At 55.7% G+C, this 19,316-nt stretch carries 16 protein-coding genes; 5 read left to right on the top strand and 11 right to left on the bottom strand.

Annotated features, from left to right (window positions below; translation table 11 throughout):
* The first annotated feature begins 56 nt into the window (after positions 1-56).
* From BN3795_RS10870 to BN3795_RS10855, 3 genes are all read left to right on the top strand, one after another.
* Complete coding sequence (locus BN3795_RS10870; protein ID WP_068784703.1) at positions 57-935, top strand: helix-turn-helix domain-containing protein; 879 nt, start codon at positions 57-59, stop codon at positions 933-935.
* Between the two features lie 1,507 nt (positions 936-2,442).
* Entirely contained in the window at positions 2,443-3,888 is a 1,446-nt protein-coding gene (locus tag BN3795_RS10860; protein WP_068784701.1) for a tagaturonate reductase, read from the top strand.
* Positions 3,876-5,363 carry a UxaA family hydrolase gene (locus BN3795_RS10855; RefSeq protein WP_068784700.1) on the top strand — a complete coding sequence of 496 codons (1,488 nt, stop codon included), beginning with the start codon at positions 3,876-3,878 and terminating at the stop codon, positions 5,361-5,363. Before BN3795_RS10860 ends, BN3795_RS10855 begins: the two co-directional genes overlap by 13 nt.
* A gap of 143 nt (positions 5,364-5,506) precedes the next feature.
* Here the strand turns inward: BN3795_RS10855 and BN3795_RS10850 are convergent, their stop codons facing one another.
* Entirely contained in the window at positions 5,507-5,680 is a 174-nt protein-coding gene (locus tag BN3795_RS10850; protein ID WP_198524694.1) for a hypothetical protein, read from the bottom strand.
* A gap of 252 nt (positions 5,681-5,932) precedes the next feature.
* Here BN3795_RS10850 and BN3795_RS10845 point away from each other — a divergent pair, with 252 nt between their 5' ends.
* Positions 5,933-6,274 carry a cupin domain-containing protein gene (locus BN3795_RS10845; protein WP_068784698.1) on the top strand — a complete coding sequence of 114 codons (342 nt, stop codon included), beginning with the start codon at positions 5,933-5,935 and terminating at the stop codon, positions 6,272-6,274.
* A 313-nt stretch (positions 6,275-6,587) separates the two neighbouring features.
* Here BN3795_RS10845 and BN3795_RS10840 read toward each other — a convergent pair whose 3' ends face one another.
* From BN3795_RS10840 to BN3795_RS10805, 7 genes are all read right to left on the bottom strand, one after another.
* Positions 6,588-7,856, bottom strand: coding sequence for a glycoside hydrolase family 125 protein (locus tag BN3795_RS10840; RefSeq protein ID WP_068784697.1), 1,269 nt, complete (start codon positions 7,854-7,856; stop codon positions 6,588-6,590).
* Between the two features lie 21 nt (positions 7,857-7,877).
* Positions 7,878-8,981: a glycoside hydrolase family 76 protein gene (locus BN3795_RS25545; RefSeq protein ID WP_068784696.1), complete on the bottom strand. Its 1,104-nt coding sequence runs from the start codon at positions 8,979-8,981 to the stop codon at positions 7,878-7,880.
* Positions 8,981-10,069 (bottom strand): glycoside hydrolase family 76 protein, encoded by a 1,089-nt coding sequence (locus tag BN3795_RS25540; protein WP_068784695.1) that lies wholly within the window; start codon positions 10,067-10,069, stop codon positions 8,981-8,983. The genes BN3795_RS25545 and BN3795_RS25540 overlap by 1 nt, the downstream gene beginning before the upstream one ends.
* A 27-nt stretch (positions 10,070-10,096) precedes the next feature.
* On the bottom strand, positions 10,097-11,023 hold the full coding sequence (locus BN3795_RS10825) for a carbohydrate ABC transporter permease (RefSeq protein ID WP_110945133.1): 927 nt from the start codon (positions 11,021-11,023) through the stop codon (positions 10,097-10,099).
* Complete coding sequence (locus tag BN3795_RS10820; protein WP_068784694.1) at positions 11,020-11,907, bottom strand: carbohydrate ABC transporter permease; 888 nt, start codon at positions 11,905-11,907, stop codon at positions 11,020-11,022. Before BN3795_RS10820 ends, BN3795_RS10825 begins: the two co-directional genes overlap by 4 nt.
* 28 nt (positions 11,908-11,935) lie before the next feature.
* The gene (locus BN3795_RS10815) at positions 11,936-13,264 is read right to left on the bottom strand and encodes an ABC transporter substrate-binding protein (RefSeq protein WP_068784693.1); all 1,329 of its coding nucleotides are present in this window, start codon (positions 13,262-13,264) and stop codon (positions 11,936-11,938) included.
* Between the two features lie 795 nt (positions 13,265-14,059).
* The gene (locus BN3795_RS10805; RefSeq protein ID WP_068784691.1) at positions 14,060-15,250 is read right to left on the bottom strand and encodes a GntR family transcriptional regulator; all 1,191 of its coding nucleotides are present in this window, start codon (positions 15,248-15,250) and stop codon (positions 14,060-14,062) included.
* A gap of 195 nt (positions 15,251-15,445) precedes the next feature.
* On the opposite strand from BN3795_RS10805, the gene BN3795_RS10800 reads away from it, so the two are divergent.
* A complete protein-coding gene (locus BN3795_RS10800) occupies positions 15,446-16,279 on the top strand; it encodes a M15 family metallopeptidase (protein WP_198524693.1) in 834 nt (277 codons plus the stop codon).
* A 27-nt stretch (positions 16,280-16,306) separates the two neighbouring features.
* Here the strand turns inward: BN3795_RS10800 and BN3795_RS10795 are convergent, their stop codons facing one another.
* From BN3795_RS10795 to BN3795_RS10785, 3 genes are all read right to left on the bottom strand, one after another.
* Positions 16,307-17,263, bottom strand: a complete 957-nt coding sequence (locus BN3795_RS10795; protein WP_068784690.1) for a 3'-5' exoribonuclease YhaM family protein — start codon at positions 17,261-17,263, stop codon at positions 16,307-16,309.
* Between the two features lie 156 nt (positions 17,264-17,419).
* Positions 17,420-18,475: a protein-glutamate methylesterase/protein-glutamine glutaminase gene (locus BN3795_RS10790; protein ID WP_068784689.1), complete on the bottom strand. Its 1,056-nt coding sequence runs from the start codon at positions 18,473-18,475 to the stop codon at positions 17,420-17,422.
* Positions 18,476-18,499: 24 nt separating this feature from the next.
* On the bottom strand, positions 18,500-19,315 hold the full coding sequence (locus BN3795_RS10785) for a CheR family methyltransferase (protein ID WP_068784688.1): 816 nt from the start codon (positions 19,313-19,315) through the stop codon (positions 18,500-18,502).
* Position 19,316 lies beyond the last annotated feature (1 nt).

The raw sequence follows: 19,316 nt of genomic DNA, 5'->3' as shown, positions 1-19,316 counted from the left end.
GAAGCCACAAATCGGACAATCCACCAGACAAAATGGACAAAATGGAGGAATCCCCCATGGATCTGCTTCCGCTCAGAAGCAATTTAACCCCTTCCCATCGCGAAGTTCTGCCGCTCTCGGTTTATACCGTTGGGACGGAAATTCAGCCGCCGATTACGCGAATGAGAGGATTTTCGGCACACCAGTTGTTCTTGACTCTCTCCGGGGCGGGGCAGTTCCGCAGGTTGGATGTTGACAAGGACAAATGGGACATCTTAAATCCGGGACAGCTGCTCTTTATCCCGGCCGGCTGCGCTCATGAATATATGCCCTGCGGGGAACAGCCGTGGTTCGTCGGATATGTCACGCTGTTGGAGAATTTCGGCGAAGTCTTAGGGCGGTGGGGGTTTGGAGATAGCCCGCGACGGCTTCAGCTCTCGGATGTCTCCTTGTTTACAGACCGCTTGCAAGCCATCTGGCGGCTGTCCGGCAACGAACATGACCCTTGGGCAACCACCGAGCTGCTGTACTCCCTCCTGCTCACGATCCTCAAGGATACGGCCGGCCAAGGAAGCTCGCAGCCTTCTCCGGCCCTCCCGCCGGTACCGTCGTCGGCTCCTCCCCCTGCCTCCTATCGGGCGTCCGTTGTCGATGTTGCGGTTCGCTTCCTGCACGACCATTTGAACCGGCCGATCACGATCGCCGCTCTGGCGGGCCATGTCGGCTACTCGCAGAAGCAGCTCACTCGGCTGTTCCGGCAATCGATGGGGTTAACGCCGCTGCAATACCTCCATCAGATCCGGCTGAACACGGCCCGGCATCTGCTGCTCGATCATCCCGACATGACGATCCGGCAAGCAGCCGCTTATGTCGGCCTGGAGCCGGTTTATTTCGCCCGGCTGTATAAACGCGAGTTCCGCCGTCTGCCGTCAGAGGAGCTTCGCGGCGAGCGCTAGGCGGCCGTTGCCATCATTTCCACGGTGCGAATGAATGATTGAACAGACCCAACGGGTACGTCCCCGGCCTTCCTCCGGCAGCGGCTTGGCCAAATTCACCGGGACGAGCTCCCGTCCGTCAAATCCAGCAGCAACGCCTCCAGCACAAATCCGTCAGCCGTCTCCTGCTTGAGTAGTTGGGCCGGGACTGCTTTTCGGATTTTGGGATTTTGGGATTTTGGGGTTTTGGGGTTTTGGGGTTTGGAGTTTCGGGGTTTCGGGGTTTCGGTTTTTTGGACTTTCGTTTTTTTTGATATTAGGATATTGGGATATTCGGATTTTTGGGCTTTCCTATTTTCGGAGTTTCTGAGTTTTGGAGTTTTGGAGTTTCTGAGTTTTGGAGTTTCTGAGTTTTGGAGTTTCGGAGTTTCGGAGTTTTNTCGGCGGCTAGCGGTCATTGTGTCGGAATTATACCGCCGGCATGATAATAAGGGCTACAATGCAGTTATTTTCGGGAATTCGGCGGGTTCTTGGCAATTAGTTGCAGAGATGCAGTTAATTCGGCTCGATATCGCAAAAACCAAGGAATTTGACTAAATTAGATGCACTCTGGGCGTTATTTCCCCAAAAATGGCGAATTAGGAGAAATTAGATGCATTATAGCAACTATCTCATCGCTGTCGCATCTAGAAGAAGAAGTCCAATCCGCCCTTGTTTCGGGCTCACATCCACCGACCGCGGACGCCCGTACTAGCTCACGCTTGTCGCCCACATCCAGGTCCGTTGGCAGAGGCCGAGGTCTAGCAGACTGACGCTGGCAGCGACTGGGATCTAGCGGGTGATTGTCGGCGACAGCCGAGATCTGCGAGCAGTTGCCAATGGTGGCCGAGTCTGCGGGCGATTGTCGGCGGCGGCCAGCGGTCATACCGTCGAAGTTATGCCCCCGGCATATTAATAAGGGCTATAATGCAGTTATTTTCGGGAATTCGGCGGGTTCTTGGCAATTAGTTGCAGAGATGCAGTTAATTCGGCTCGATATCGCAAAAACCAAGGAATTTGACTAAATTAGATGCACTCTGGGCGTTATTTCCCCAAAAATGGCGAATTAGGAGAAATTAGGTGCATTATAGCAACTATCTCATCGCTGTCGCATCTAGAAGAAGTCCAATCCGCCCTTGTTTCGGGTTCACATCCACCGGCCACCCGTCAGTACTAGCTCACCATTGCGCCCGCATCGGATCCGTCTCGATGGCCTGCGCGTCCGCCTTCAAGTCTAACTTGATCAACTTTCATCTTAGCCAGCACATCCGCTTTCGAGTCCAACCTGATCAACTTTCATCTTAGCCCACACATCCGCCTTCAAATCTAACTTGATCAACTTCCGACTAACCCGGTGCATCCGCCTTCCTTCAGGTTCGCCTGAACTTCTCTCCTGAGCCTGGGGGCGCATCGTTTCATCCTTTTTTGTTCACGTGTGCATAAATGGGATTGGCTGCAACTATCATTTTATAAAGGAGCTGACGTTTCGATGAATACGCCGCATCATCCGCTCTTATCCCGAACTTTATTCCCCGATTTGCCTACTTACCCGGAACGAATGATCCAGTTCGGCGAGGGCAACTTTATGCGCGCCTTCACTACCTGGCAGGTACAGCAGATGAACAAGCGGGGCCAGTTTGAAGGCAGCGTGGTCATGATCAAGCCGCAGGCCAGCCCGGTATCCGAACATTACGCCAAGCAGGATCACCTCTACACGGTGCTCATTAACGGGATTGCCGAGCAGCGAGTCGTCCGCGAACACGAGATCCTGTCCTCCGTCAGCCGACTGATCAGCCCGTATACCGAGTACGAGCAATTCCTCGCTCTGGCTGAGCAGGATTCGCTGGAGTTCATCACCTCGAATACCACCGAGGCCGGCATCGTCTACAACCCGGACGACCGCCTCACAGACCGACCGCAGCGCAGCTTTCCCGGCAAACTGACCGCCTTGCTCTATCGTCGATATCAACTGGGAAAACAGGGATTCACAATCCTCCCCTGCGAACTGATCGACCGCAACGGGGAGAAGCTGCGTGAGATCGTGCTGCGCCACGCGGCGGATTGGGATCTCGGCGACGGATTCGCCAAGTGGATCGAACGGGATAATACGTTTTGCTGCAGCCTCGTGGATCGCATCGTCCCCGGCTATCCTCAGGACAAAGCGGAGCAGCTCGAGCAGGAGCTCGGCTACCAAGACCGCTTGATAGTAACCGCTGAGCCGTACCTGCTGTGGGTCATCGAAGGGCCGACAGGGCTTTCCGAGCGGCTGCCGCTGGCCGAGGCGGGACTGAACGTCATTTTTACCGATGATCTGCACCCGTATCGCGAGCAAAAGGTTCACCTGCTGAACGGCCCCCATACGGCGATGGCCGCTTTAGGCCTGCTCGCCGGCTTAGAGACCGTGGAGGACGTCATGAAGGACGAGGATTTGTCCGTGTTCGTCAGGGAGCTGATGGAGGAGGAGACCATTCCGATGTTGGATTTGCCCAAGGCCGGGCTGCAAGCCTACGCCGAGGCCGTGCGGGAACGGTTCATGAACCCGTTTATACGGCACGAGCTAGCTTCGATCTCGCTGAACAGCATCGCCAAATTCCAGACTCGGCTGCTGCCTGTGCTTCTGCGTTACCAGCGGGAACGCGGCGAACTGCCGAAGCGGATCACCCTGGCTTTGGCGGCGCTGCTGGTCGGCTACCGGGGCGATCGCCTGCAGCGGAAGGACAGTCCGGATGTGCTGAGCCACTTCGACAAGGCCTGGGCACAGCAGCCCGCTGAGGTGATTCCAACCCTTATGCAGGAGGTCAAATTGTGGGGCGAAGATCTGTCCGGCATCCCAGAACTGGTCAACACCCTGGAGCAATATGTCCGGAAGTTGGACGCTTTCGGCGCCCGGGCCACGTTACAATCGATTGGAGGCGGCAGCCCATGCGGCGATTAATGAAAATGAATCCGCGCGACAACGTTGCGGTCGCTCTGCGACCCATCGCAGCCGGCGAGACCCTTAAGTTGGATGAGATAACCGTTCAGGCTAAACAGGACATTCCGCAGGGACACAAAATCGCATTAACCGAGATTCCTGCCCATTCGTTCGTGACCAAATACGGCTACCCGATCGGCCATGCCGTTACAACCATCGCCCCGGGAGACTGGGTGCATACGCATAATGTAAAGACAAATTTGGCCGGCGAAGAGCAATACGAATATCAACCCAACCTGCATCCCGTGAGTTATCCGAAACGTTCGCTAACGTTTCAGGGATACCGACGGAGCAATGGGAAGGCAGGCATCCGCAACGACCTGTACATCGTGCCGACCGTCGGCTGCGTAAACGGGATTGCCGAGCAAATGATCCGCGCATTTAAGGCGGAGCATCCGGATCTTGGTCCCTTCGACAATATCACCGTGCTGAAACATCCCTATGGCTGCTCGCAGTTGGGCGAAGACCATCTCATGACCCGCAGCATCCTCGCGGATGCCGTACTGCATCCCAATGCGGGCGGCGTGCTGGTGTTTGGCCTGGGCTGCGAGAACAACATCGTAGCCGAATTTCGCCAGCGGCTCGGCGACTACGACGAGCAACGCGTCAAATTCCTCGTCGCCCAGGAGGTCGAAGACGAGCTGGAGGCGGGGCTGGCGCTGCTCGAAGAGCTGGTTGAGGCCGCGCGGGACGACCGCCGGGAGCCGGTGCCGCTCAGCGAGCTGAACGTTGGGCTCAAGTGCGGCGGCTCCGATGGATTCTCGGGAATTACGGCCAATCCGCTGCTTGGCGCTTTTTCCGATTTCCTCATTTCCCAGGGCGGCTCCACGATCTTAACCGAGGTTCCTGAAATGTTCGGAGCCGAGCAGATGCTGATGGCTCGCGCGGAGAGCCCGGAGGTGTTCGAGCAAATCGTCTCCCTCATCAACGATTTCAAACAGTACTTCCTGTCGTATGGGGAACCCGTCTATGAGAATCCATCGCCGGGCAACAAGGCCGGCGGCATCAGTACGCTGGAGGACAAATCGCTCGGCTGCACGCAAAAAGCCGGGACCGCTCCAGTAGTCGACGTCCTGAAATACGGTGAGAAACTGCGCAAGAAAGGCCTCAGCTTGCTGCAGGCCCCGGGCAACGACCTGGTGGCTTCCTCCGCGCTGGCTGCGGCTGACTGCCAGTTGGTCCTCTTCACAACCGGCCGCGGAACCCCGTTCGGCAGCTTTGTTCCAACGGTAAAGGTCGCCACCAACAACGAGCTGTTCGCTCGCAAGCAGCACTGGATGGACTTCAACGCCGGCATTTTGCTGGATACGCCGATGGAGGATGTGCTGGAGGAATTTATCGCCTACGTCATCGCGGTGGCGAGTGGTCAGAACACCCGCAATGAACAGAACGAGGTCCGCGAGTTGGCAATCTTCAAAACCGGGGTCACGTTGTAGCCCTACCTGACAATTCATTTGCCGTCCAAGAAAAAAAGCCAGGGTCTGCCGTCATCGGTCAGTCCCTGGCTTTGTGATTCTGTATGTCATTAGGCAAGCCGCCTCGTATGAACGCGCCTTCATATAGGTGTACGATCGCCAAGTCAACCGGTGAGCAAAGCCAACCTGTCGATTTGCTGGTATAACCGCTCTGCCTCGTCCGCCAAGCTGGGTTGATCCAGCCGGATCGACATGGCCAGCAGCCGGTCGGCTTTCTGTTTAAGCCGCTTGATCTCCATCATGACCGCTTCTTGATCCATCCCCGGATAACGTTTCACGAGCGTTACTCCTTTCACCACATTTTCAAAAAACATCCATTGACCTTACTCCAATTTACTTCATTTTGCAGTAGAGGCCGTTTCATGGAGTTTTGAAATAGCGAGTATTTTTTCACAAACTTGATCTGGATCAAGAATAAGTCGGCGGATGGATGTTAACATAGGAGACAAGAAGACGGTAATTCAGACAAGAATGCACAATAACCCAAGACATATTACGGTCCGCACGGACGATCAAGGAGGAACCTATCCATGGAAAAGTTAACGTTATCCGAGCTTCAAGACTACCAGGCGGAGAAATTCACCAAGCGCATCGCCTTTAAAAAAGGGGACAGTGTCGTATTCGTCCTCAACTTTATGCCGGGGCAAGAGCTGCCGACCCATACGCACCCGAATACCGATGTGTTTATCCTTGCCTTGCAAGGCGGCGGGGCTGTCACAGTGGACGGAGCCACCTCGCCGCTCGTTCAAGGCGAAGTGCTGCATCTGGAGGGAGCGGAAGCTTTCTCCTACCGCAATAACGGAACCGAACCCGCCAGCCTGTACGTCATGCTGACCAAAGTCCCTTCGCCGGAATATGCGCAAAACATTTAACGAGGTCTCCCAGCGGATTCTCTAATTCCGGTTCACGGCGGGCAAACTTTCATTTATGAATTCACTTTTTTGTACCCAACCAAGCTAACGCATGGCAATCTCCAGACCGCANGTGCTGCATCGGGAGGGAGCGGAAGCTTTCTCCTCCCGCAAAAACGAAACAGAACCCGCCAGCCTGTACGTCATGCTGACCAAAGTCCCTTCGCCGGAATATGCGCAAAACATTTAACGAGGTCTCCCAGCGGATTCTCTAATTCCGGTTCACGGCGGGCAAACTTTCATTTATGAATTCACTTTTTTGTACCCAACCAAGCTAACGCATGGCAATCTCCAGACCGCATAAACTGAGCACAAATTCAACGAACATCGCGTTGGACCAGGAGAACCATTCCCGCGAGTATTCTGAAGGGTTATCCTTATGGAAACCTTCGTGCACCAGATTCGTTCCGGCATCGGTTCGTTCGAACATGCCCAGAATGTCCAGTTTCTCCGATTCTTCGCGTGCAGTGATCCCCTGGATGGACAAGGCGATATGCCAGATGTAGTCCGGGGGAGTATGCGGGCTGCCGATCCCTTTGGCATAGGTTCCTTCATAATAGTAAGGATTGCGGCGGCTAAGGATCATCCGGCGCGTGTTCAGATAAATCGGATCGTCCTTGCTGCAGTAATCGAGATAAGGCAGCGACAACAGGCTAGGCACATTGGCGTCATCCATCAGATTCACCCCGCCGAGGCCGTCAACCTCGTATGCATACACCTTCCCGAACTCCTCGTCTTCGAGGATAGCGTACCGTTCGATCCCCTGTCGGATGTCCTCCCGCAGCGCACCCACTTCCCCGGCAAAATCGTCATCCCCGTAAAACCGCTCATTGATCTCCAGCAAGTAGCCCAGCACCACGATTGCAAACAGATTCGACGGAACGAGATAACCGTATTTGCAGGCATCATCGCTCGGGCGGAAGCCGGACCAGGTCATGCCGGTGTATCCCACCGGTCCGGGGAGCCGATCCGTTTCCCCGCTGTCCTCCCGGACGAACGTATATTTCGAGCGTTCCTCATGGTGCTGCTCTATCCGCCAGGTTTGCAGGATCAATTCGGCTGCTTGCTTGAATTCCGGCGTAAAGTGGCGGGTCTCCCCGGTATTTTTCCAATACAGGTACGCTAGCTGCACAGGATAACATAACGAGTCCACCTCGTATTTGCGCTCCCAAATCCAGCCGGACATTTCGGTCAAATCCGTTTGATGGCCGCGAAAATTCTCGAATTCGTTAAACGCATTCGCATACGGATCCCGCAGGATCGATTGGCATTGCGTCCTCAGTACGCCTTCGATGATCTCGCGCAAGCCGGCATCACTCGCCGCCGGAATGAGATACGGCCGGAGCTGGTTCACGGAATCGCGCAGCCACATGGCGGGAATGTCGCCGGTCAGCATGAACACCGTCCCGTCCTCATGGCGATGGATCGTAGTTTCCAGCGTATTTTCGTAACACCGTTTGAACATCTCCACGATTTTCGGGCGGTGCTTCATGTTCGCCTCAACCAGGGCGATAATGTCGGTTTGAGTCAGTTGCTCAGTCATGGTTAATCTCCTCCGTGTCGTCTAGTGGTCGTTAAGTTCGTTCGAGAGTTCGGGGGTCTTCCGTGCGGCCTCTTCTTCGCCCTGCGCTTCCAGCTTTGCCGCCGCTTCCAGCAGCATCAAGCCGCTCAGTTGGACGCTAAGCTGGACCGGCAAGGTCGGCGGCTCCTTCCAGGACGGACCGCACAAGAGAGGGTCCTCGAGCAGCCCGTCAGAACGAAGCTTCTCCGCATTGGCGAGAATAACTTCCCGAACGTGCGGACATGCCGGATCGATCTCCAGAAGACGGACGAGGTAGCGAATCAGGATCCCTTTAAATAAGCCGGTATCGTCGATCCCCTCGTCGGGAAGCAGCCCGGTGCCGGGCTCGCCCAGCTCTTCGAAGCAGGCGGAAGCGGTCCGTCGGGCATCTCCCAAGTACACCGGTTCACCGGTGCAAACGTACAGTTCAACCCCCGCCCCGATGAAGACGCCCTGACAATAAGTAAATCGCCAGTCTTTGTCGATCGCCCCGTCCCCGGTGCGGTTCATGCCGTCCCAGACAAAGCCGGTATCGGGATTCACCAGATGGGTTTGGTTCCACTCGTAAATCCGCTTGGCCCAGGCCAGATCCTCAGGTCGGCCGAACAAGCCGAAGAGCCGGGCCGCAAGGATTGCAGCGGGCGCGTTGGCCGGGGTATTTTTGTAATCGAGCTGATCTTTCTTCCAAGCCATCCCCCCGCCGCAATGCTCATTCCAGGCGGTTTGGATATCCGCCCACAACTCCTGAACCTTCTCCTCGTACCACGTCTCGCCGGTCGCCCGATAAGCTCGCAGCAGCGCCAGCGCCGTCCATTCCATGTCGTCGTAATAATTGTGCAGGAACGTCTCGCCGTTCACGCGTTCCAGACTGCGGCAGAACTGCCGCATCTGCCCCGGCAGCGCCGGGTCGCCGGTCCGCTCGTAGGCGTCCACCAGCACGTCGAGGACGTGGGCTTGCCACCAGTAGTAGAAATTCTCGCCTGCCTGGCCCGCCGTGCGCGGATACCACTGGTCCAGGATGCCGGTTTCCTCATTCCCGTAGCGCTCGAATAAGTCGCGGTGCATACGCTCGGCCAGATGGGCCCAGCCTAGTTCGCGGCGGTCCATCACGGCGTCACCTCTTCAGGCGTGTCATCCGGCGTTAAGCTTGAGAACGCCGCCTCCATCAGCATGACGCCGCTTAGCTGTGAGCTGAGCGACACGGTCGCCTCCGGTGCCGGGCCGCGGCTCCAATCCGTGCCGAACCGCGGCTGCTGCGGAGCGGCCAGCCGGCTCCACGCCTGCGCTGCCTGAAGGCTCACGTACTCGGCGACTTCGGGATGGTCCGGGGCCGCTTTAGCCAGCTGCACCAAATAGCGGATCAGGATGCCTTTGAACAGCCCGGCGTCGCCGTCCCCTTCCTCCGGCAGCAGACCGGTCTCGCTATCGGTGAACTCCTGGAGGACGATGCGAAACGTGCGAAGCGCCGCTTCCAGATAGGACTTCTCTCCGCTTACCCGGTACATCTCGACGGAAGCTCCGATGAAGACGCCTTGGCAGTAAGTGAACTTCCAATCCTTATCGATCGCCCCGTCACCGGTTCGGTTCATGCCGTCCCACACCAGCCCGGTGGCCGGATCGACGAGGTTCGCCGCCTGCCAGTCGTAAATCCGCTGCGCCCAAACCCAATCGTCCGGATCTCCAAACGCTTGGTACAACCTGGACGCCAGGATGACGGCGGGAGCGTTGGCCGGGGTATTTTTATAGTCCAGCTGCGATTTCTGCCAGGCGATTCCGCCGCCCATCTGCTCGTTCCACCCGGTTTGAATGTCCTGCCACAGCAGCAGGGAGGCCTCCTTGTAACGCGGTTCGCCCGTAGCCTGATAAGCCCGCAGCCAAGCGAGCGCCATCCATTCCATATCGTCGTACAGCTCATTGGGCCAAGCGCCGCCATTGCGTCGAAGGAGGCCGTCGTACAGCCCCTCCAACCGCCGGGCATACCGCAAATCTCCCGTACGCTGCAGTCCGTCAACCAGCACGTCAACCGCATGCGCCATCCACCAATAATGAAAAATCTCGTTGCACGCCCCGTTTTCGCAAGGCGTTTGTATATTGTACATCTGGATCGTTTCGTTCCAGAACCCTTCATCCAGCGCGGTTTGAGCCAGATCTGCCCGCTGCCGCCGCACGTCGGTTTCCCTCGTGGTGGTATTCATGTGATCTCTCCCATCTGTCCTTCTGTCCTATCCCTTGATTCCGCTAAACGCAATGCCCTGGATAAAATACCGCTGCAGCAGCAGGAACAACACCAGAATCGGCAGGATCGCCACCAGCGCCCCCGCCATCATCGGCCCGTAATCCGTCTGATAGTTGTACGAAAAAGCCTGCAGCCCCATCTGAATCGTCGCCTTCGCCGGATCGTTCAGCACGATCATCGGCCACAGGAAGCCGTTCCAGCCGGCTTGGAACGTGAAGATTCCGAGCGTAGCCAGCGCCGGCTTGGTCAGCGGCAGATAAATGCGCCAGAAGATTTTGAATTCGCCGCAGCCTTCGATCCTCGCCATCTCCATCATGTCTTTCGGCAGGGTCAGAAAGAACTGGCGCATGAAGAACACCGCAAACGTCCCGGACGCCCCCGGCAAAATAATCCCCCAAAACGAGTTCATCAACCCGTTCCCGCCGCTCCCAAACAGGTCATTCCCCCCGACCAGCGGGATATGGCGCAGCACGTATACGCTGGGGATCATCGTAACGATCCCCGGCACCATCATGGAAACGAGCAAGATGCGGAAGAACGGCTGGTTCATCCGAAAATTCAGTTTGGCGAACGCATAACCGCTCAGCGAGCCGAAGAACAGGTTGAACAGCACCCCGACCGCCGCCAGCAAAAAGGAGTTCCAGAAATACAATCCAAAAGGCACGGTCGTAAACGCGTTGTAATAATGCTCGAAAGTGAGGTTCGTCGTGAACCATTTAATCGGCATGGAGAACATCTCTTCATCCGGCTTGAAGGAGGTCAGCACGCTCCAGTAAAAGGGCAAAAACATAATCACAGCGATGATGGCGCCAACCGTATAAAACAACGCATTCGCCAATCGCTTCTGCATCGGTACGCCGAGTTGCACATGACGGGTGCCGACGCTTGTTCTTGTCGTCTCTTGATTGGTCATACGATCGGCTCCTCCGCTTTGGTGATTTTCATGCTAACGAGTGAAAATACGAGAATCGCCATCGCCAGCACAAACGCTTGTGCCGAAGCATACCCCATTTGCAGTTGATTGAAGCCCTGCTGGTAGATCAGGTACACCGGGGTTTTGGTGACGTTGGCCGGCCCGCCTTGCGTCAGGACGAACGCCTGGTCGAATAGCTGCAAGGCGCCGATGATCGACAGGACGCTGACGAGGAACGTCGTCGGGCGAAGCTGCGGCCAAGTGATATAGCGGAAGCACGCGAACCGTGACGCCCCGTCCAGTCGGGCCGATTCGTACAGGTAATCCGGCACGCCCTGGAGGCCGGCCAAATAAATGATCATATTGGAGCCGACCGACTGCCATAACGTCATGACGATGATCGACAGCATGGCCGTTTCCGTCTGCGACACCCAAGCCGGGCCGGTGATGCCGATATACGAGAGCAATCCGTTGATCAGCCCGTATTCGGGATGCAGCATCCAGATCCACACGGTGGCCGCAGCGACGGCCGAGGTCAAGGTCGGCAGGTAATAAAACGTGCGGAACAGCTTGACCCCGCCTTTCTTTTTGTTCAGCAGCATCGCCAGCAGCAAGGAAATCAACAGATTGAGTGGCACGAAAACAACCGCGTAGTAGAACACATTCACAAAAGTCTGCCAGAGCAGCGTGTCGCCGATCAGGCGGCGGTAATTGTCCAGCCCGACCCAATCGTTGCTGCTTAGCACGTCATAGTTGGTAAAGCTGAGGTAGAGGGCCATCACAACGGGGATGACCATGAATACGGCAAACAACAGCATGGTTGGTGTAATGAACAGATAGGCCATTCGGGCCTGATGCCGTTCGAGCTTATGGACGGATGCCATTCTTCGCTCCCCTTTCAGAGGCCGATTTTTACTTCACAACCGCGTTTTCCGCAAGCAGCTTGTCGCCTTGCTCTTGGGATTTTCTCAACGTATCGTCGATCGATTGCTTGTTCTGCAGCAGCAGCTCCAGATTCGGAATCAGCGCATTCTCCTCCATCACCGAATATCCCGGATGCGTCGGACGCGTCTTGGCGAATTCCAGCGTTTCGGTGAACGGCTTCCACAACGGATCCTCAGTGAAGAATGGATCCTCCAGTGCCGGCTTGAAGCCTGGCAGGTTCAAGCTTGTTTTGGCCCACAGCAACGCGTTATCCTTGTTCGCCGTCCACCACTTGATGAACTCCCACGCTTCATCCGGGTGCTTGGATCCTTGCGGGATGACGAGCCCGAAGCCGCCCATGACGCTGCCCTTATCTCCGTTAGGTCCTGCAGGCGGCGGAACGATGCCGTATTCCAGATCCTTGCCGTACTTATTGTAGGTGCTCATCATCCACGGTCCGGTATACAGCATGGCTACCTTGCCGGTCACAAACGCGTCGGTGCCTTCGCCGAGACCTTTTTCAAACCCGACTTTGTACACTTTGTCTTCATTTAGTAAGCGCTGCCAAAACTCCAGAACCTGTTTGCCCTGTTCATTGTTGAAGTTGGTTTTGCCATCGTCGCTGAGCATTTGCCCGCCGGCTTGCTGCAGATACATGTTGAACAGACCCGGGTCGGCCATGGAGAAACCGGCGGTTTCAAGCTTGCTGCCATTCCATTTCGTCAGCGTCTTGGCAGCCTGCTCCAGTTCATCCCACGTCGTCGGCGCCTCCAGACCCGCATCCGCAAACATCTTCTTGTTGTAGAACAACGCGCGGGCATCCACCGTCAACGGCAGGCCGTACAATTTATCGCTATTGGTCAATTCCTTCAAGGACTCTTCGTAAAAATCGCCTTTGTTCACCCCGTCGCGCTCCATATATTCATCAATCGGACGAAGTACGTTCTTCGGGGCGTACAGCGCCGTTCTCCAGCGATCCCAGAACAAAATATCCGGCGCACCGCCGCTTGTTGCGGCTGTCAGGAACTTCGTGACCATGTCCTGCTGAAGCACGTATTTGACTTCGATTTTGTCCTGTGACTGGTTAAAGGCGTTAACCATGGTCTCGAATTGCTTCTGCCCTTCTCCGCCCCAGTCGCCCCAGAACGTCAGCTTCACTTTTTGGGTACTGCCGCTGTCGTCGCTGCCACCGCTCTTGCCGCCACTGCTACCACTGCTGCCATCACCTGCACTGCCGCCGTTGCCGCCTCCTCCACAACCAGCCAGCATCGCACCAAACAGGACGGTCACCAGCATCACCAGCATCCACTTTTTCATTTCGTAAACCTCCCCTTTTCGTTTCGATCAACATAGTAATTAAAGCGTTTTCAATAAGCATAGTATATTGGCATCATATCATTATGTCAATAAGGAAAATGGTCGATATTGCTGATATATAACATACATATCAAACGTCCTCTTCTACTTTTTTGTACGACAAAAAACCCCTTTGTACAGGGGCCTTGTTCGGAAATTTGAATATGGGCTTCATGTTCGGAAATTTCGATATGATTTCTCCCTCGTCCGTCCGCCAAAATGCAAAAGCCGAAAGTGCAGTTGATATACAGCAAAATGCTCGACTAGTGTGCTCAAATGCGAAAGTGCAGTTGATTTGCCCTAAACGGCTCTCGAAAGAGACTTCAAATGTAAATGTGCAGTTCAAATTTGCTCAAATCGCCTTTTTCAGCCAAATTGTCGTCAATCAGATGCACTTTTACATCTCAAAGGCCCACGAACGTAAAAATGCCGAGACTCAACTGCACTTTTGCAGTTGGGACTCGGCATGTGGGGGGGTGGTGGAAGTTACCTTAATACGCAAACGAGCGGCTGCCATCGCACTGCGGAGACGGCACTCGCCATCGCGCGCATAGCTGCGGTTGCCTCCGTCACGGGGCGGCAGGCGCCTTACTGCGCCGCGAACGGCACCCCCAGCCCAGCACCGTGTAGCCGCAGATGGCCATTCCCACGGAGCGGCGACGCACCGCGCGCCGGCGTTTGCCTTTGCCCCGCGAGGCGGCAAGGGCATCCGCCGCCTGTGGCGGCACGAAGCCGTCCCTGCAGGCGGGAGGCTCGCTACGTGCGCGCCTCCCGCGCGGGGCCGGTGGACTCCCCGGGAACGAGCACGGCGGGCAGCTTGATTTTGTTCGCTGCCGGCCGGTTCTCGCGCAAAGCCAGCACATTCTCCACAGCCAGCTTGCCCATGTCCTCTTCGCTTTGGCGCATATGGGTGAAGGCGTAGCCCTCGCCGATCCGAAACTGCGGGCTGTCGAAGCAGAGGATCGACACGTCCTCGGGAATGCGAAGCCCGAGCCGCGTGACCGCGGCTTTGGCCAACAGCGCGATATTGTATTCGATGGCGAAGAAGGCCGTAATCGAAGGATGGGCCTGCAAATGGAGCATGATTTTGTGAATGTCTCGTTCGATGTTCTCGTCATAGAAAGAGTCCGGCAGCGTGGAAGTCAAGTCGCTGATCCACAGCTCCCGCTCTGCAGCGATGCCACGGCCAGCGTGCGCTTGCACGAACCCTTCAATCCGCTCTTCAACAGCCGAAGTATCTATCGGCGGTGGGGATAACAAGGAAATGTGGGCGTGCCCAAGATCAAACAAGTATTCCGTTGCCTCCTGCGCCGCTTTCACATTATCCGTACTGATGGATGCCGCCGCTACGCCTTTTAGCTCCCGGTCGATCAATACCAGCGGGAAACGTTCGATCACCATCTTGAGGATTTCGGCGTTGAAATACTCCCCTTGAGCGGGGAATACAATCAACCCGTCGACCCCCAGTTGCAGCAACTTGCGAATGGTCGCTTCCTCGTTCTCCTGAATCCCAAACGTCCGCTTCAGGACGAGGAAGCAATCCTGCTCCCGCGCGGCATCCTCCATCCCGTAGATCAGCCGGGTTCCGTAGCTGCCGGCGAAATCCGTCAGCACGACGCCAATCAGCTTCCCGGCTGCTTCCCGGCTCGTTCCGTCCCCGCCGAAGACGCCATCCGGCCGAGCATGACCCTGTTCCACCGTGCCGATCCCATCCGCTTCCGGGTCGGTCACAAATGAGCCGCGCCCCGGTTTTCGCACGATGATCCGCTCGGCGGCCAGCAGCTCCAGCGCTCGCTTGCTCGTAATCCGACTTACCTGATATTCCTCCGCCAACTCTTTCTCCGACGGAATCCGGTCCCCGGGCTTATAGTTTTGGTCCAGAATTTGCCGTTTCACATCATCGAAAATCTTCTCGTACATCGGTTTAGATGAGGTACTTTCACTCATGACGTTCCTCCCACGTTCCCTGCAAAAGGACATGATATATATTATAATATATCATGATATATCGCGATTGTCGAATCCTGTGTGATCCGCATCGAATTCTCACCTTCGAAGATTGAGAATATGCTATGCTATAATCATAGAATTCAATCGCTGTATCTTATTCTTCATCCTATCTATGTAAGGAGCATGATCCTGTTGCCTTCTCTTAACCGCAAACCTGCGCACGATGCGCCTGCGAAGTCCAGTAACCGTTTATCTCAGACAAGCCGGAGATTAGTTCTCCTCACCCTGGCCGCCCTGCTGCTGTTCGCCTGCGTGAGCACGACTGGCCCCGCTTCTTCCGCGGCCGCCTCCAAGCCTACCGTGCCGCCGGCCAACCCTGCCGGTACTGGTGAAATCCCCAAAAAATCTCAACTTCCCAAGGGGAAGGGCTTCGTATATCTTGACGAGGTGATCCCGGATGCCGTTTACGATCTGCGTTATTATACCGGCGACAACTTCATCGGAGAGCGGATCGACGGATACAATGGCCCGTTCGCGATTCTGACCCTGCGGGCGGCCCGCGCCTTAAAGAAAGTCAACGATGACTTGGACAGCCAAGGTTACCGCTTGAAAATTATCGATGCTTACCGCCCGCAGACAGCGGTTGATCATTTTGCCCGCTGGTCCAAGGATCCGCTGGATACCGAGATGAAGGAACGGTTCTACCCTGAAGTGGACAAGAAAAATCTGTTCAAGCAAGGCTACTTGTCCTCCAAATCCGGCCATTCCCGCGGTAGTACGGTGGACCTTACCCTGGTTTATAAGAAAACCGGCGAAGAGGTCGACATGGGCAGCCGGGTTGATTTTCTCGGCCCGATTTCAGCGCATGGAGCGAAGGGCTTAACGAAGTCCCAACGCACGGGCCGGTACATTCTGAAGACCGCAATGGTCAAGCAGGGCTTCAAGCCTTACAGTAAGGAATGGTGGCATTATACGCTGAAGAACGAGCCTTACCCGTCGACCTATTTCGATTTTGACGTGGAGTAACCCGCCGCGCCTTCGCCGGGCTATCGTTTACCACTTCAAGCGGTAGATCCCCTTGTTCTCCAGCCCCCGAATCAACGGAGTCCACGCTTCGGATTCCGGCGTTGTCGCCAGAGCGTCCTCCACCATCTGCAGCTTGGCGTCCAACGCGTCGATATGATGCAGGGCGACCGCCTCCGGCGTCTGCGGCTGCACCGGGCTGCCCCATTCCCCCAAGTTGTGGTGGGACAACACCAAATGCTGCAGCCCCAGCACCTTCGGCGAGTCTAACGCGATGCCAAGGCGAATCGCCGCTTCGGTGATCCACTGTGACGCCATGGAGATGTGTCCCAGCAGCTTGCCCGCCGTACTGTACTCGGACACGATGCCCAGCTCGGCCACCATTTCCTCCGGCTTGGCGATATCGTGGAGGATAATCCCAGCCTTCAGCAGGTCCCGGTTCAAGAAGGAACGCTGCCCGCACAGAAAATCGCCAATTTCCAGCATTCGCACCATATGATAAGCCAGTCCGCCGAAATAGGCGTGATGATGCGTTTTGGCGGCAGGATAATGGGCCAGCTTCTCCTCCACCTTGCCCACGCAATAACGGACAATCGCCTGGATCTCCGCATCGGCGATATCGTTGATAACCCCTTGGATCGTATGAATCAGCGCTTCGGATGAAATCGGCGCAGAGCGGATGAATTCCGTCAGGCTCACGCCGTCTTCCGGCTTGGCCAGCCGGATCTGCATCACCTTGACCTGCAGCTTCTCCCGGTAAGTTTGCACGATCCCCCGCACCTTGACCAGCCCCATCCGGAAGAACGTTTCCTTGTCGGTTGGCGAGGCATCCCAGAACTTAGCCGGCATTTCGCCGGTTGCATCGCATAACACGATATCCAAATAATCCTTAGGCGGATTGGCGTTGGTCTGTTTCACTTCCAGCTCCTTAAGCAAATAAAAGCCAACGAATTCATCCTGGTTTCTTAATTGATTAATTTGCGTCACCCAAAATTCCTCCAAATCCCTTGATAGACCCATTATACTATGGGACCGCCAAAACCTCAGCGTCTTTTCACCACCTCTGCCTGCTTAGCAAAGTATAAAAAAAGAACGCCGCCCCCGTGACGACCACGGAGCCAGCGTCCTTCCCTTTACACCATCTTATGATTCCCGCTTGGGTTCCTCTAGCAATAAGGAGCATAAAGCCCGCGGCATCAGCTCCAGCGAAATCTGCTTCTCCACCGCACCTAACTCGTAAGCAACTTTGGGCATGCCGTACACGACCGAGGAACTTTCATTTTGACCCAGGGTCCGTGCACCTTTACGGCGCATCGCCAGTAAGCCCTTAGCCCCGTCATACCCCATGCCGGTTAGGATGATTCCAGCTGCCCGCGGGCCGCATTCCCTCGATACCGATTCGAACAAGACATCGATCGACGGACAATGTCCGTTGATCTTCTCACCTTCAAAGCAATCGATTCGATAGCGTCCACCCGCCTTGCGCAGCCGCATATGGCGGTCCCCCGGAGCAATCAGCACCTTCCCCGGTTCGACCATGTCGCCGGAAGCCGCTTCCTTCACGGTAAAAGGAGTAGTCTGATTTAAGCGGTCCGCGAACATCCGGGAGAAAATTGGCGGGATATGCTGAACGATTACGATTCCGGGAAACGACGAAGGCAATCGGTTCAGCAAATAGGAGATCGCTTCAGTTCCACCGGTAGAGGCGCCTATAGCAACGATTCGGTCGGCGTCAAATCGGCGCTCCGGCATCGGCGAGACCGTGTTCATCGGCTCTGCTGGATAGCTGCGGGAAGCCACGTTTGTCTTGGCTGCCATTTTTACTTTATCGATTAAATCACGAATGAACCCTTCAACACTCTGGGGCGACCTTGGATCCGGTTTGCATACGAAGTCAACAGCCCCCGCCTCCATAGCCTCGAAGACGGCGTTGCTGATCGTGCTGACAACAATGACCGGAAGCCGATACTGCGGAAGCAAACGGCGGAGGAATTCGATTCCGTTCATCTTCGGCATTTCCACATCGCAGATCATCACGTCCGGATGAAACCGCAAGATCTGGTCCCGGGCATCAAACGGATCCACCGCTTTACCCACAACTTCAATGGACGGATCCGAAGCCAACCCTAACGCCAATACCTCGCGGTACATCATGGAATCGTCGACGATCAGCACGCGTAAGGCCCGGTTGTCCCCCATAAACTTCCCTCCTCCGTTCTCCTGCTATTCCTTCCGATAGATCGCCGGTTTGACGTACTTGAACGGCGTCGTTTCCCGCTGCAGCGATTCGGAATGGCCGATGAACAAGTAGCCTCCGTGCTCCAAATGCTTATAGAACTTATCGACCAGCGCTTCTTTTGTCGGATTATCAAAGTAGATCATCACATTCCGGCAGAAAATGACGTGGAATTTGCGCTTAAACGGAAACGACGGCTCCATCAAATTAAACTTGCGGAAAATGACTTCCCGTTTCAGCTTATCCTGGACGGTGAACCGATCGCGGTCCCGGGCATTAAAGTACCGCATTCGCCACGAGGAGGGCAATGCCGAGATATCGTCAATGCCATACTCCCCTCGCTGCGCTTTGGCCAAAATTTCCGTCGAAATGTCTGTAGCCAGCACCTTGGCATCCCAAAGCGGCTTATTTGCGCCGAAGTATTCGTCCAGCAGCATCGCCAGTGTATAAGGCTCCTCACCCGATGAGCAGCCCGCACTCCAGATCCGTAAATCCCGGTCCTTCACCACGGCTTCCAGATAAGGCAGGACGCGGTCCCGCAGAAACTCGAAATGATCATATTCCCGCATAAAAAACGTATGGTTGGTCGTAATCTTATCTACCAGCGTCATGACCGCTTCTCCGGTACGGTCCGAAATAACATATTGATAGTATTCCTTAAAGCTGGAGAATTGCTTGCTGACGAGAACCTGCTGCAGCCTGCCCATCACGAGCGCGCGCTTCTCGTCTTTCAGATTGATCCCGTAATGATGGCGAATATAGTCCGACAGCTGCCGAAACTCCTCACTCGTAATGGCAATCATC

Origin of the sequence: Paenibacillus phocaeensis, assembly GCF_900021165.1 — a bacterium.
In the GTDB taxonomy this organism is placed as follows: domain Bacteria; phylum Bacillota; class Bacilli; order Paenibacillales; family Paenibacillaceae; genus Fontibacillus; species Fontibacillus phocaensis.
Note: the sequence above shows the minus strand (reverse complement) of the source record. Positions and strands in the feature narration are given on the sequence as shown.